This window comes from Actinomadura hibisca NBRC 15177 (genome assembly GCF_001552635.1).
Taxonomy (GTDB): domain Bacteria; phylum Actinomycetota; class Actinomycetes; order Streptosporangiales; family Streptosporangiaceae; genus Spirillospora; species Spirillospora hibisca.
In genome coordinates this window covers 149,622-162,126 of sequence record NZ_BCRO01000001.1, presented here as the reverse complement: position 1 = coordinate 162,126, position 12,505 = coordinate 149,622, and the positions used below count along the sequence as shown (strand labels likewise).

Annotated in this window: 11 protein-coding genes; 3 read left to right on the top strand and 8 right to left on the bottom strand. The window is 74.0% G+C overall.

The annotated features are described in order from the left end of the window. Positions 1–7 precede the first annotated feature (7 nt). Positions 8–859, top strand: coding sequence for a hypothetical protein (locus AH6_RS00765; RefSeq protein ID WP_067471694.1), 852 nt, complete (start codon positions 8–10; stop codon positions 857–859). Here the strand turns inward: AH6_RS00765 and AH6_RS00760 are convergent. The 5 genes from AH6_RS00760 to AH6_RS00745 form a co-directional block, all read right to left on the bottom strand. Continuing rightward, positions 832–1,743 (bottom strand): helix-turn-helix domain-containing protein, encoded by a 912-nt coding sequence (locus AH6_RS00760; RefSeq protein ID WP_067471691.1) that lies wholly within the window; start codon positions 1,741–1,743, stop codon positions 832–834. The two genes, AH6_RS00765 and AH6_RS00760, sit on opposite strands and share 28 nt — an antisense overlap. Positions 1,744–1,812: 69 nt before the next feature. Further along, complete coding sequence (locus AH6_RS00755) at positions 1,813–3,156, bottom strand: amidohydrolase family protein (protein WP_067471688.1); 1,344 nt, start codon at positions 3,154–3,156, stop codon at positions 1,813–1,815. A 157-nt stretch (positions 3,157–3,313) separates the two neighbouring features. Further along, positions 3,314–3,559, bottom strand: a complete 246-nt coding sequence (locus AH6_RS43275) for a hypothetical protein (RefSeq protein WP_157431191.1) — start codon at positions 3,557–3,559, stop codon at positions 3,314–3,316. Positions 3,560–3,582: 23 nt separating this feature from the next. Then, positions 3,583–4,647, bottom strand: a complete 1,065-nt coding sequence (locus tag AH6_RS00750; protein WP_067471685.1) for an acyl-CoA dehydrogenase family protein — start codon at positions 4,645–4,647, stop codon at positions 3,583–3,585. Then, positions 4,644–5,837: an acyl-CoA dehydrogenase family protein gene (locus AH6_RS00745; protein ID WP_067471682.1), complete on the bottom strand. Its 1,194-nt coding sequence runs from the start codon at positions 5,835–5,837 to the stop codon at positions 4,644–4,646. Before AH6_RS00745 ends, AH6_RS00750 begins: the two co-directional genes overlap by 4 nt. 576 nt (positions 5,838–6,413) lie before the next feature. Here AH6_RS00745 and AH6_RS00740 point away from each other — a divergent pair. Next, positions 6,414–6,659, top strand: coding sequence for a hypothetical protein (locus AH6_RS00740; RefSeq protein ID WP_067471680.1), 246 nt, complete (start codon positions 6,414–6,416; stop codon positions 6,657–6,659). A 10-nt stretch (positions 6,660–6,669) separates the two neighbouring features. Then, the gene (locus AH6_RS00735; protein ID WP_067471677.1) at positions 6,670–8,535 is read left to right on the top strand and encodes a DUF4407 domain-containing protein; all 1,866 of its coding nucleotides are present in this window, start codon (positions 6,670–6,672) and stop codon (positions 8,533–8,535) included. On the opposite strand, the gene AH6_RS00730 is transcribed toward AH6_RS00735, so the two are convergent. The 3 genes from AH6_RS00730 to AH6_RS00720 are packed head-to-tail and all read right to left on the bottom strand — an operon-like array spanning position 8,514 to position 12,500. After that, positions 8,514–9,392, bottom strand: a complete 879-nt coding sequence (locus tag AH6_RS00730; protein WP_067471674.1) for a DNA-3-methyladenine glycosylase family protein — start codon at positions 9,390–9,392, stop codon at positions 8,514–8,516. The genes AH6_RS00735 and AH6_RS00730 overlap by 22 nt on opposite strands. Next, entirely contained in the window at positions 9,389–11,431 is a 2,043-nt protein-coding gene (locus AH6_RS00725; RefSeq protein ID WP_067471671.1) for a HelD family protein, read from the bottom strand. The genes AH6_RS00730 and AH6_RS00725 overlap by 4 nt, the downstream gene beginning before the upstream one ends. Positions 11,432–11,480: 49 nt before the next feature. Next, the gene (locus AH6_RS00720) at positions 11,481–12,500 is read right to left on the bottom strand and encodes a LacI family DNA-binding transcriptional regulator (protein ID WP_067471668.1); all 1,020 of its coding nucleotides are present in this window, start codon (positions 12,498–12,500) and stop codon (positions 11,481–11,483) included. Between the last annotated feature and the right edge of the window lie 5 nt (positions 12,501–12,505).

Here is a 12,505-nt window from a genome sequence, read left to right as displayed (position 1 = left end):
GGCGGCCATGAGCGGCGGCCACGCGCACTACGTGATCATCGACGGGGACAACCACCAGGTCTGGACCCGCGACCGCGGCGCGTCCGGCCTCTTCCGCGACCTGCTACCAGGCCCGGAAGCCGCGATCTCCTTCATCCGCGCCCAGGAAGGCGGCACCCCTAACCGCTGGATGAACTCGGTCTGGTGGGAAGGGGTGGCACTGCTCGATCTGCGACGGCGGCTGCTGCTCGTGCACACCAACCAGGAGATGCCGGGCCTGGAGAGCGACACGTCGGTCCCCCAGATCCGGGCCTGGCTGAACTTGGTCGGCGCCTGCTGGCCGGGTTGGCGCGTGAAGTGGGCGTCGCGCGGCCTCTTCGAGGTAATGGACTACCTGGAGCTGCCCTACAGCACCGTGCTCTACCTGGACGATCCGCCGAGTCCACTGCACGAGCAATGGGCGTACGAGGTCGTGGACGACGAAGACCCGACCGCCATGGCGCACGCCCTGGTCACGATCCGCAGCGCCCCCGAACGGCTGTCGTTCGCAGGGTGGTGGGGCGACGAACTAGGCCCGCTCCTGCTCGCCGGTCCCGATCCGCTGCTCGTCCCGCAAGACGAGGCGTCCACGTTCGCCGTGCTGGACGGCGTCCCCTACAGCGGCCTCCTGCTCGACGTGCCCGAGCGGCGCGCGGACTGGTGGTCGATCGACTGCCTGCACGATCCGCGCCTGCTGCCCGCCCGCTGGCCCGGCTGGACGCTGACCGACCACGGCGACGCCTACGAGGAGGTCGCCGCCCTGATCGGCCCCGAACTGCTCATCGACACCCCTCCCGAAGCGGAGGTCCTGCGTCAGGTGCGCGCCGCGCTGGAGGCGTGACCGCCGTGGGCGTTCAGCGCTTGGACGGACCAGTCGAGCATCGGGGCCAGGTCGTCCGGCGCGGTCCAGCCGTTGACGATCGAGAGCAGCTCGACGTACCGCTGCCTGCGCGGGTCTCCGGCGGCCGCCAGCAGGTCCGGCAGGTGGCCGCCGCCGTACGCGGTGATCGTCTCGACGATCGGGGCCGCTGCCGGGGAGGTCGGGGCCACGCCGTTCGCCAGCGCCGTGGCCGCGTGTTCGACGGCCACCGACACTGGGTCGCGGCGCAGAGGCGGGCCGATGCGGGACTGGTGTTCGGCCAGGGTCCGCAGGAGGGTGCGGAAGTCCTCGTCCTGGGACAGTTCGGCCAGCTCCACCCACGCCTCGATCTGCTCGTCGGACGGGTCGTCGGGCAGTTCCGGGGTCAGCGTGCGCCGGATGCCGGGCAGGCCGCCGCCCTCCCCCAGGTCCGCGAAGACGCCGTCCAGGAAATCGGCGATCAGGTTCCGGCGCTGTTCGGCCGACAGCCGGGCCAGTCGGTGCATGAGGTCCCCTTCGTCCATGGTGATGCCGCGCCGGGCCACCGCCGTCGCCACCGCGCGCCGGAACCGCAACGTCGTGATCTGTGCCGTGAGGGCGCGGGCGTGCGCCTCGGCGACGTCGGCGAGCGCGACCTCCCGGTGCACGATCCGGCGGATCGTGGCCAGGTCCAGCCCGAGGTCGCGCAGCGTCCGCACCAGCTCCAGGCGGGCGAGGGCCGCCCCGCCGTACAGACGGTGCCCCGCCGCGTTGCGGGCGGCCGGGGGCACGATGCCACGGTCGGAGTAGAACCTGATGGTCTTGACCGTCAGCCCGGTGCGCCGGGCCAGCTCGCCGATCGGAACCAGGGGATCGCCGTCGTCCATGGCCTCACCCTCGCAGCTCCCCTAACGGGAGGCGCAAGGCCGAGGGTGACGGCATGGGACTCCAGAGGATCACGGGACGAGCAGCGCGGGGTCGGGCGCGGCGGCGACCGCGCGGGCGATCAGGTCCTTCTCGTCCATGCGGGTGCTGCGGCCGTCGCTGATCAGCACCTCGCCGTCCACCAGCACGCTGTCGACGGTGCGTGAGCTGCCGGTGGTGAGCAGCGTCGCGCCGGGGTCGAGCACCGGCACGCACGCCAGGTCGCGGTCGAAGCGCAGCAGCACCAGGTCGGCCTGCACGCCCGGCAGCACGCCGTCGGGCCGCTCCTCCAGGCCGAGCACGGCGTTGGCGCCGCTGGTGGCCAGGCCCAGCATGTCGGCGAAACCGAGCAGGTCGGACCGGCCGCGCACCGCGCGTTGCAGGTAGGCGCCCATGCGCATGGTCTCCAGCGCGTCCTGGGTGTCGTTGCTGGCCGCGCCGTCCACGCCGAGGCCGACGCGGATCCCGGCCTCCAGCATCTCGGGGACGGGCGCGACGCCGCTGCCCAGGCGCATGTTGCTCAGCGGGTTGTAGGAGACGCCGACGCCGCGGCCCGCCAGCAGGCGGCGGCCCTCGGCGTCGAGCTTGCAGCAGTGCACCGCCAGCAGCCGGTCCCACAGGAAACCGGCCTCCTCCAGGTAGCCGACCGCGCCGACGCCCGCGTGCTCGCGGCACATGTCCTCGTCGGTGGCGGTCTCCAGCAGGTGGATGCTGGCGGTCATGCCGCGCTCCTCGGCGAACGCGCGGACGCGGCGCAGCCCGTCGGGGGTGAGCGAGCGCGGGTTGGGCACCGCGACGCCCAGCCCGATCCGGCCGCCTGCGGTGCGCGCGGCCAGCTCGTCCACGTGGTCGAACGCCTCGTCCAGCGGTTCCATCAGGCGCGGCTCGAAGCCCCACTTGCGGGTGGTGTCGGGGCGGTCGGCCACGCCCCGGCAGACGACGGCGCGGATGCCGGTGTCGTCCAGGGCTTTCAGGATGGCGTCGTGCACGGCGCGTGAGGGGTGCGGCCACATGTGCTCCACCAGCGCGGTGGTGCCGCTGCGCAGCGCCTCCAGCGAGGCGGCGGCCGCCGCGACGTACGCCTGCTCGGGGGTGAGGGCGACGGTGCCCTCGGCGACGTAGCGCAACCAGCGGATCAGCGGCTCGCCCTCGGCGATGCCGCGCATCACCGCCTGGTGCAGGTGGGTGTGGGTGTTGACCAGGCCGGGGATCAGGTGGCCGCCGCTGCCGTCCAGGACGTCGCCCGCGGCGGGCCGCGCGCCGTGCGGGACGACCTCGGTGACGCGGCCGCCGCGCAGGTGCACGTCCTGCCCGGCGACCCAGCGGCCCTGCGTCCACACGGTCACGTCGCGGATCATGGCGGGGGTGGCGGTCATCGGTGGGCCTTCTCTCTGCGGAGCGGCGATTTCGTCGCCGGACAGGCCCGGTTGCGGGTCATCGAGTCTCCCTCATCTCCTGCTGCCTGTGCGGTGAGCGGAGCCACGGGCCCCAAACGAAGGACGGTGTCCCGGCTCCGTTCGGCGGGGTGTCGGCTCAGTACAGCAAGGTGGGAAGGGTCGCCGTAGTGTCGATGCCTACGAAGCCGGGCCCGACGGTGATCACCGCTTTGTAGGAACGGGCCAAGTCGGCGGCCGGTTGCATGCACGGATCGACGGCGTAACGAAGAAGAGGCGGGCCCTGGATCCGGTTCGGAGACCTCAAGCGCCGCGCGAGTGCCTGACCGGCCTTGTGGGGCGAAGTGCGCAGAGTGTCGCCGGAGGGCTCGCCCTGTTCGCTCACATCCGCGATCTTATGACCCGCCGTCAGGACCCGTACGGCAGATCCACCAGGGCGGCCAGCGCCGCGCGGTGCCGGTCGGGCGTGCCGAGCGCCAGCGCGCCGCTCTTGGCCCGCTTGAGGTACAGGTGCGCCGGGTGCTCCCAGGTGAAGCCGATGCCGCCGTGCATCTGGACGCACTCCTCGGCCGCCCGGACGGTCACGGTCGAGCAGTGCGCCTGTGCGACGGCCACCGCGACCGGCAGGTCCGGGTCGCCGGTGGCGGCGCAGTCGGCGGCGTACCGGGCGACGGCGCGGGCCTGCGTGATGGCGGTCCACAGGTCGGCGAGCCGGTGCTTGAGTCCCTGGTAGGAGCCGACCGGGCGGCCGAACTGGTAGCGGGTCTTGAGGTAGGCGACGGTGGTCTCCAGGCAACGTTCGGCCAGGCCGAGCTGCTCGGACGCCAGCATCGCCGCGCCGACGGCGAGGGCCTGGCGCAGCGCGTCGTCTCCCTCGGCGATCCGCCGGGCGGGGGCCGCGTCGAACGTGACGTCGCACAACCGCCGGGTCATGTCCAGCGACACCACCGGCGTCAGCCGCGCGTCGGCGGCCTCGACGGCGTACAGCCCGCCGGACGCCGGGACCAGCAGCACGTCGGCGGCGGCCGCGTCGGCGACGCTGGTGACGGTGCCGGTCACCGTCCCGCCGTCGGCCTGCACCCCGCCGGGCAGCGGGCCGTTCGGCGCGGTGGTGAACGGCACCGCGAGCAGCGCCGTCCGGCCGCCGGACAGCAGGTCGCGGTCTCCGGCGGCCTGCGACGCGGCGACGCCGAGCACGGCCCCGGTCAGGAACGGCACCGCCGCGACGGCGCGGCCCAGCTCCTCCATCACCACGGCGGTCTCGCGCCACGACGCGCCCGCCCCGCCCAGGTCCTCGGGCACCGGCAGGGCGGTGACGCCCATGTCGGTGAGCGCGCGCCACAGCGCGGCGTCGTGCGCGTCGTCCTTCTCGGTCCCGGCGAGGACGTCGGTCCAGGCGGCCTTGTCGTCCAGCAGCCCGCGGACGCCGGCGCGCAGGTCGTTCTCGATCTCGCTGTACAGCAGGTCGCTCACTTGGGCAGGTCCTTCCACGGCACGTCCTTGTCCACCCGGATCTCGCCGGGCAGGCCCAGCACGCGTTCGGCGATGATGTTGCGCAGGATCTCGGAGGTGCCGCCCTCGATGGAGTTGCCCTTGGCGCGCAGGTAGCGGTAGCCGGGCGAGCGGCGGGTGAAGTCCACCTCCGACGGGCGGCGCATGGTCCAGTCGTCGTAGCGCAGGCCGTCCTCGCCGAGCAGTTCCAGCTCCAGGCCGGAGATCTGCTGGTTGAGGGCGGCGAAGGCGAGCTTGGCGGCCGAGCCCTCGGGGCCGGGCTGCCCGGCGGTGAGCTGCTGGCGCAGCCGCTCGCCGGTCAGGCGGGCGGCCTCGGCCTCCACCCAGGAGCGCAGCAGCGCCTCGTGCAGGCCGGGGGTGCGCAGCTCGGGACGCTCGCGCCACAACTTCGCGACGACGCCGATCATGCCGCCCTCGCGCGGGGTCGCCGCGCCGCCGATGGCGACGCGCTCGTTCATCAGCGTGGTGGTGGACACCCGCCAGCCGTCGCCGACCTCGCCGAGGCGGTGCTCGTCAGGAATGCGCACGTCGGTCAGGAAGACCTCGTTGAACTCGGCCTCGCCGGTGATCTGGCGCAGCGGCCGCACCTCGACGCCGGGCGCGGTCATGTCGCACACGAAGTAGGTCATGCCGCGGTGCTTGGGCACGTCGGGGTCGGTGCGGGTCACCAGGATCGCCCAGCGCGCCTCGTGCGCCATCGACGTCCAGACCTTCTGGCCGTTGACGGTCCAGTGGTCGCCGTCGCGGACGGCGCGGGTGCCGAGCGCGGCGAGGTCGGAACCGGCGCCGGGCTCGGAGAACAGCTGGCACCAGATCTCCTCGCCCGTCCACAGCGGCCGCAGGAAGCGCCTCTTCTGCTCCTCGGTGCCGAAGGCGAGGACGGTGGGGGCGGCCATGCCGAGCCCGATGCCGTTGCGCTCGGGCTGGTTGGTCGGCGCCCCGGCGGCGGCGAACGCCTTGTCCACCTGGGGCTGGAGGGCGCGCGGCGCGCCGAGGCCGCCCAGCCCCTCGGGGTAGTGCACCCAGGCGAGCCCGGCGTCGAAGCGGGCGCGCAGGAACTCCAGGGGCTCCGTCGCGGCCGGGTCGTGCCCGGCCAGGAAATCGCCGACCCGCCTGCGCAGCTCGTCGGCGTCGGGTGGTGCGGTGCTCACGGGGACCTCCGGGAAACGGGTGCCACGGACCTGCCGACACGGACATACCAACCGGTCGGTATGTGCCCCACCTTAGAAAGCGCCCACTGATGAGGTCAACCGTGCTGTGAGCCGTCACAAGGCCCGGACGTGAAGAAGGGCCCTCGCGGCAACGAGGGCCCTTCGGGTCCGCGGCTCCTCGTCTCACGCCATGAGGCGAAGGTGCGGAAGTGCCGCCCGAGGGGCGGCTCGGCCCCAGTGTCACATCCCGTCCGGCGGGGGGTCGAGGGCGGCGGCGTCCGGACGGCGGCCCGGACACCGGCCGCACAACCGTCCCCGCCCTGGCGGCCGACACCGGCCGTACGGACGCCGAACGCGGCCCGCACAACTCGCTGAGCTGCGCGTTCGTCACCGGCCGCGAACCCGGACGGACCGTGCCGCGCGACGGCCTTCCCGGTGCCCCTGTGGTGCAGGAGAGTGAGGGGCACACCGCTCGCGGTGACGGCGCTCGCAGCCGTCACGGGGTCGGCAAGCCCCGGCGGGCGGTGGCCGGGTCCCGTTCCTCGTCTCACGCCGTGAAGGGAAGGTGTCGTGCCCATGTCCGATCCCCTGTCCGATCTCCCCACCCCCGGTCCCCTGCCGCCGGGCCGGACCGCCGTGCTGGTCCTGGTGGTCGTCGCCGTGGTCTGCCTGTGGTTGCTGCACCGGGGGATGCCGCCGGTGCCCGCGCTCGGCTGCACCGCCGGGATCGGCCTGATCGCCGCCGAGGTCGTCGCCCGGCTCGCCGGGGCGCGGTCGCCGTGGTCGCCGCGCCTGGCCGCCACCCTCCCCCAGCCCGGGTAGGTCGGGGCCGGTGTCCAGAGCCGGGCGGCCGGAGGAGCCGCTCGACCCGTCCGCCGGCGCGGTCGCCGCCTTCGCGCAACGACTGCGGGAACTGCGCCGGGGGTCCGGGCTGACGCTGCGGCAGGTCGCCGAGCGGGCCGGGTACTCGCCGACGACCTGCACGGCGGCGGCGCGGGGCCGGACGCTGCCGACCTGGGAGGTGGCCCGCGCCTACGTCGTCGCGTGCGGCGGCGACGAGGCGGAGTTTCAGGCGTCGTGGGAGGAGGCGGCCGTCTCGGTGGGACGGCCGATCGACGCCCACGTGCCGATGGGAGATCCGCCCGACCCCGCCGCGGCCGCGTCCGTACGGGACTTCCTGGATCTGCTGGCGGAGCTGCGGACGTGGGCGCGGTTGTCGCTGGCCGACCTGAACAAGCGCGCGGACGGGCACAACGTGCTGCCGCCCAGCACGGTCAGCGAGACGTTGAAGCGCGGCCGCCTGCCGAAGGTCTCGTTCGTGCTCGCCTATGCACGGGCGTGCGGACTGGAGGAGGAGCGCGTCCGGGAGTGGGTAGCGGCGTGGGAGGCGCTGGACGACCGGGGCCGGGCCGACGAGGTCGAGCACGTCGCTCCGCCGGTTCCTCCGCCCGGCCGGGGCAGAGTGGGGCCGTTGTTGCGCCGTCTCATCGGTGTGGACGAGGAGGTCCTCGACCTGGTGCCGCAGGAGCGCGGACGCTACACGTCGGTCAGCCTGCTGCTCCTGGCCGCGACGCTGATGGTCGGCGCCCTGACGGTGCTGCTGGTCGTGAGCGTGCTGGGCAACGTTGCGGTGGCGCTGGCCGTGGGCGTGTCCTGGGGTCTGGTGCTGCTGGCCCTGGACCGTTGGCTGCTCGCGTCGCTACCCCTGGGCGGCGGCCGGGGCGGGGCGTTGGGGACGGTCGTGCCCCGCATGGTCCTGGCGAGCCTGATGGGCCTGGTCATTGCGGAACCGCTGCTGCTGGAGGTCTTCGGATCGGAGGTGAACCACGAGATACAGGCCCGCCACGAGCAAACGTTGCGCACGGCCAATGCCCGGCTGCACCGGTGCAACCCCTTGCTCCCCCTGTCGACTCCCCGCGACTGCCCGTCCAGCATCCTGAGCGAATCGACACTCTCCCAGCGCCAGCGGCTGTCGACCGTCATCGAGCAGGCCAAGGACCTGAAGGCTCAGGTCGACAGCGATCTGAAACAGCTGACCTACCTGCAAGAGACCGCCACACGGGAGTGCACGGGCCAGGGCGGGACAGGACGCCCCGGCGACGGCCCGGACTGCAAGCGCGCCAAAGCCGAGGCGGACGCGTTCCGGCACGACAGCAGGCTCGTCGAGAACCAGACCGGTCTCGGCACCCTGCGCGGCACCGGCCAGTCGCTGGCGCTGACGGTCAAGACGCGGATCGATCGGGAGATCGCCACCGAGGTCGCCGTGATCCGCACAAGACTTTCCGAAGCTGCCGGGCCCCTGGAGCAGAGCACGGCCCTGGGCGCGCTCAGCGGCCGCAGCCTCACCGTCTTCGCCATGACCTACCTGCTGCGGATACTGGTCACGGTGGTCTCCATCGCGCCGATCCCGGCGTTGTGGCTGCTGCACCGCAGCGGCTACCAGCGGCTCCTACGGCACCGGCTGGACGAGACCGTCCGGCTGGCCCAGCAGGAGGCGCAGGCCCGCGCCGAACAGCAACTCCAAGAGCTGGTCGCCATCACCCAGGTCATCGGCGACCTCGCCCAGCGGCTCCCCGGCCTCAAGGAGCAGGCCGGGGAACTGGCGCTGGACGAGCTGCTGGAGCCGCTCGCCGAGGTCCGGGCCCGGCTGACCGAGATCGCCGAGCCCGGCGACGGTCAGCCGACGAGGCGCAGGTAGTGCGCCCACAGCCCGGCCCACGGCCCGTAGCGCCCGCCGATCTTCTGGATCTGCGCCTGCGACAGCGGCTGGCCGTAGACGCGGGACGCCGGTTCCACCAGCTGCTTCTCGACCGGCGTCTCGTCGGTGCGGCCCAGGCCCCGGATCATGATGAACGTCGCCGACCAGGGGCCGACGCCCGGCAGGCCGAGCAGCACCTTCTTGGCCTCGGCGTAGGGGGCGGTGCTCAGGAAGTCCTCGTCCACCTCCAGCCAGGCGTGCAGGGCGTCGGCGAGAAAGCGGCCCTTGCGCTGGTTGCCGATCAGCTCGGCGACGCGGCCCGGCGGCAGCGCGGCGAGCTGCTCGATGTCGGGGAAGGCGGTGTAGGGCACGCCGTCCACCGTCAGGGTGGCTCCGATGTCGGCGGCTAGGTTACGGCGGCCCCGCACGCTCATCGTGAAGGTGTTGCGCTGGGTCAGGATCGACCAGACCATCGCCTCCAGCGGCGTGCTGAACCGCGCCTGGTGGTAGCCGTGCAGGCGTTCGACGACGGGCGCGAAGTCGGGGTCCTCGCGGGCGATCTCGTAGAAGCCGGTCAGGTCGTCGGCCAGGCTCAGCGAGGCGGAGAGGCGGTCGGCGGCCTCGTCGATCACGTCGGCGTCCAGCGGGCCGTCGGCGTGCAGCTCGCAGCGGAGGGCCGCGTCGCCGTCGGCGGTGAGGCGCGCGACGACGGTGCGGCCCCCGGCGCGCAGCGCGCGGGTGAGCGCGCCGCCCTCGACGCGCTGGGCGTCGGCGGCCAGCGCGAAGCCCTCCAGGAACCGCAGCGTGGCCCCGAAGTCGAACGGCGGGGCGGCGGGCAGGGTGACGACCTCGCTCATGCGGCCAGCTCGGCGGGCAGGTCGGCGCGGTGGACGACGGCGAGCGAGGTGACCGCGCGGGTCAGCACCACGTACAGGCGGGCGAGGCCGCGCGGTTCGGCGGCCGCGATGACGGCCGGTTCGGCGATGATCACGTGGTCGTACTCCAGTCCCTTGGCGAGCGTGGCGGGGATGAGCAGCAGCCGTCCGGACCCGTCGGAGTCGGGGCCGAGCACGGTGTGGTCCAGGCCGGCGGCGGTGAGGGCGGCGGCGTGCGCGGGCACGTCGGCGTCGGCGGCGATCAGGCCGATCGAGCCCTCGCGGGCCAGCGCGGCGCGGGCGGCCTCGACCACTCCTTCGGCGAGGTCGTCGGCGCGGGTGACGGTGAGCGCGCCGATCCCGGCGCGCAACGAGCGCGGGGCGGCGAGTTCGGGCGCGACGTGCGGGAGCAGGCGCGCGGCGTAGTCCAGGACGGCCCCGGGCACGCGGAACCCGAGCGTCAGCTCGGTGACCTCGCCCTTCTGCCCCAGGTGCTCCAGGACCTCGGTCCAGGAGCGGGCCGACCAAGGCGTGGTGCCCTGCGCGATGTCGCCCAAGACGGTGGCCGAACTCCCGGCGCAGCGGCGGCCCAGGGCGCGGAGCTGCATGGCCGACAGGTCCTGGGCCTCGTCCACGACCAGATGCCCGAGCGTCGGCGTGCGGTCGATGAGGCCGGTCAGCTCGTCCAGCAGGGCGCGGTCGGCGGCGGTCCACTTGGCGGAGCGGTGCGAGCGCGGCGGCTTGGCCCACCGCAACGCTGCCTGCTCGTCCTCGTCCAGCACGCCCTTGGCGGCGGTGCGTAGGAAGTCGGCGTCCGACAGCAGCCGGAACAGCACCTGCTCGGGCGTCACCTTCGGCCAGACCTGGTCCACGAGCTGCTTGACGGGCTTGGAGCGGGTCACCCGGTCCTGGTCGCGGTCGTCGGCGGCGTAGCCGCGCTGCTCCATCCGCACCAGGATCTGGTGGGCCAGGCGCTGGGCGAACATCTCGCGGCCGTTCCCGTAGCGGGCGGTGCCGCGCAGCGCGGCGGCGATCTCGCGCACCTCGTGGTCGGCGAGCCGGTAGCGGGCGACGCCCTGGGTGACGACCAGGCCCTCTTCGGGCTTGCGGATGTGCCGCCACAACGCCTTGTGCAGCACGTCGGCCATGCGCGCCTCGCCCTTGAGCGCGGCGACCTCGTCCGGCTCGACGGCGGCGGGCGCGCCGAGCAGGTCCTCGATGGTGGCCTGGTCCACGCGGACCTCGCCCAGCGCGGGCAGCACCGCCGAGATATAGGCGAGGAACGCGCGGTTGGGGCCGACGATCAGCACGCCGGAGCGGGCCAGCCGCTCGCGGTGGGTGAACAGCAGGTAGGCGGCGCGGTGCAGGCCGACGGCGGTCTTGCCGGTGCCCGGCGCGCCCTGCACGCACACGGTCTGCGGCAGGTCGGCGCGCACGATGACGTCCTGCTCGGGCTGGATGGTGGCGACGATGTCGCGCATCGGGCCGGTGCGGGGCCGCTCGATCTCGGCGGTGAGGATGGCCGACGGGCCGAGGGCGCGGCCGTCGAGCGGCTCGTCCTCGAACGCGGTGAGCGCGCCGCCCTGGAAGCCGAACCGGCGGCGACGACGCCAGCCCATCGGGTCGGCCGGGCCCGCCTGGTAGAACGCCCGCGACACCGGGGCGCGCCAGTCCAGCACCAGCGGGCGGCCCTCGGGGCCGTCGTGCACGTGGCGGCGGCCGACGTACATGGTGCGCGGCAGGTCCTCCGCGACGGCCTCGGCGTCGCCGCCGTGGTCCCGGTCGTGGTCCATGCGGCCGAAGAACAGCGGGGTGTCGGGGTGGTCGGCGAGGGCCGCGACGCGCTGGTCCAGCAACGATTCCAGGAACTGGCGCGAGACCCAGTCGGCGGCGGCGTCGGCCGACATGCCCTCGGCGTGCTCGCGCATCCGGCGCAGGGCGGCGCGGGATTCGGCGAGATGCGCCTGCTCGGCGGCGAGGACTGCGGCGGAGTCGGGCTCCTCTACGACGGGGGCGGACATGCGGAACAGACCTCCGGGCTCGGGGTGGCGAAACCGTCGAGCTTACCCGTCAGGAGGATTCGCGATGGACGATCTCCGCACTGCTCTCGAACAGCACGACGCCCGCCTCCCGCTCCGCCGCGACGATCATCTGGTGCAGCCGGTCGGCGACCTGCGCGGCCGACCGGTCGCCCGCCACCCGCACCGAGGTCAGGCGCGGCCGCAACAACCGTCCCAGCGGCAGGTCGTCGGCCCCGACCACCGCCACGTCGCCGGGGACCGCCAGCCCGGCGTCCTGCATCACCCGCATCAGCACCATCGCGTAGTCGTCGTTGTAGGCGAAGATCCCGTCGGGCCGCTCCCCCGCGTCCCAACCCGCCACGACCTCGGCCGCCCCCGCCTCGTCGGACGGCAGCACGATCCGCCGGACGGCCACGCCCCGCGCGGCGGCGGCGCGCTCGGCCCCCTCGAACCGGGGCCCGGCGAACACCGCCAGCTCCGGTTCGGCGGGCACGACCACGCCGAGCCGCCGCCGACCCCGCGCGATCAGGTGCTCGACCGCGCAGCCGCCGATGGCGTAGTCGTCGAAGACCAGGGTCGGGGCCAGCAGCGAGGGGCGGGGCCCCATGGCGACCACGGTGGCGACCCCGGCGGCGTGGAGCTGGCGCACCCCCGCGCGGGTCAGGCGGTCGGCCGCCACCAGCACCGCAGCCGGACGCCACTGCGCCCACTCGCGCGCGGCCGTCGCGCCCCGGCCGTCGGTGTCGCCGTACATCACCAGCGTGTGACCGTGCCCGCGCAGCAGCCGCCCCAGCTCGCGGAAGAAGCGTCCGGCCAGGTGGCCGACGGGGATGTCGGGGACCGGCATCAGGACCACGTCGCTGCGCCCCTTGCGCAGGGTGCGGGCCGAGGCGTGCGGGCTGTAGCCGAGCTGCTCGGCGGCCTGGCGGACCCGCTCCCGGGTCGAGTCGCTGATCTTCACGCCGGGGGCGTCGTTCATGACGTAGGAGACCGTCGCCTGGGAGACGCCCGCCAGCCGGGCCACGTCGGTGCTGGTGGCGGGCCGGGGGCCGGACGGGGGATCGGTCATGGCAG

Coding starts and splice junctions, on each gene's coding strand:
- AH6_RS00730 (WP_067471674.1), bottom strand. CDS start 9,392: ATGAGCGAGGTCGTCACCCTGCCCGCCGCCCCGCCGTTCGACTTCGGG.
- AH6_RS00765 (WP_067471694.1), top strand. CDS start 8: ATGAGCGGCGGCCACGCGCACTACGTGATCATCGACGGGGACAACCAC.
- AH6_RS00725 (WP_067471671.1), bottom strand. CDS start 11,431: ATGTCCGCCCCCGTCGTAGAGGAGCCCGACTCCGCCGCAGTCCTCGCC.
- AH6_RS00755 (WP_067471688.1), bottom strand. CDS start 3,156: ATGACCGCCACCCCCGCCATGATCCGCGACGTGACCGTGTGGACGCAG.
- AH6_RS00760 (WP_067471691.1), bottom strand. CDS start 1,743: ATGGACGACGGCGATCCCCTGGTTCCGATCGGCGAGCTGGCCCGGCGC.
- AH6_RS00740 (WP_067471680.1), top strand. CDS start 6,414: ATGTCCGATCCCCTGTCCGATCTCCCCACCCCCGGTCCCCTGCCGCCG.
- AH6_RS00720 (WP_067471668.1), bottom strand. CDS start 12,500: ATGACCGATCCCCCGTCCGGCCCCCGGCCCGCCACCAGCACCGACGTG.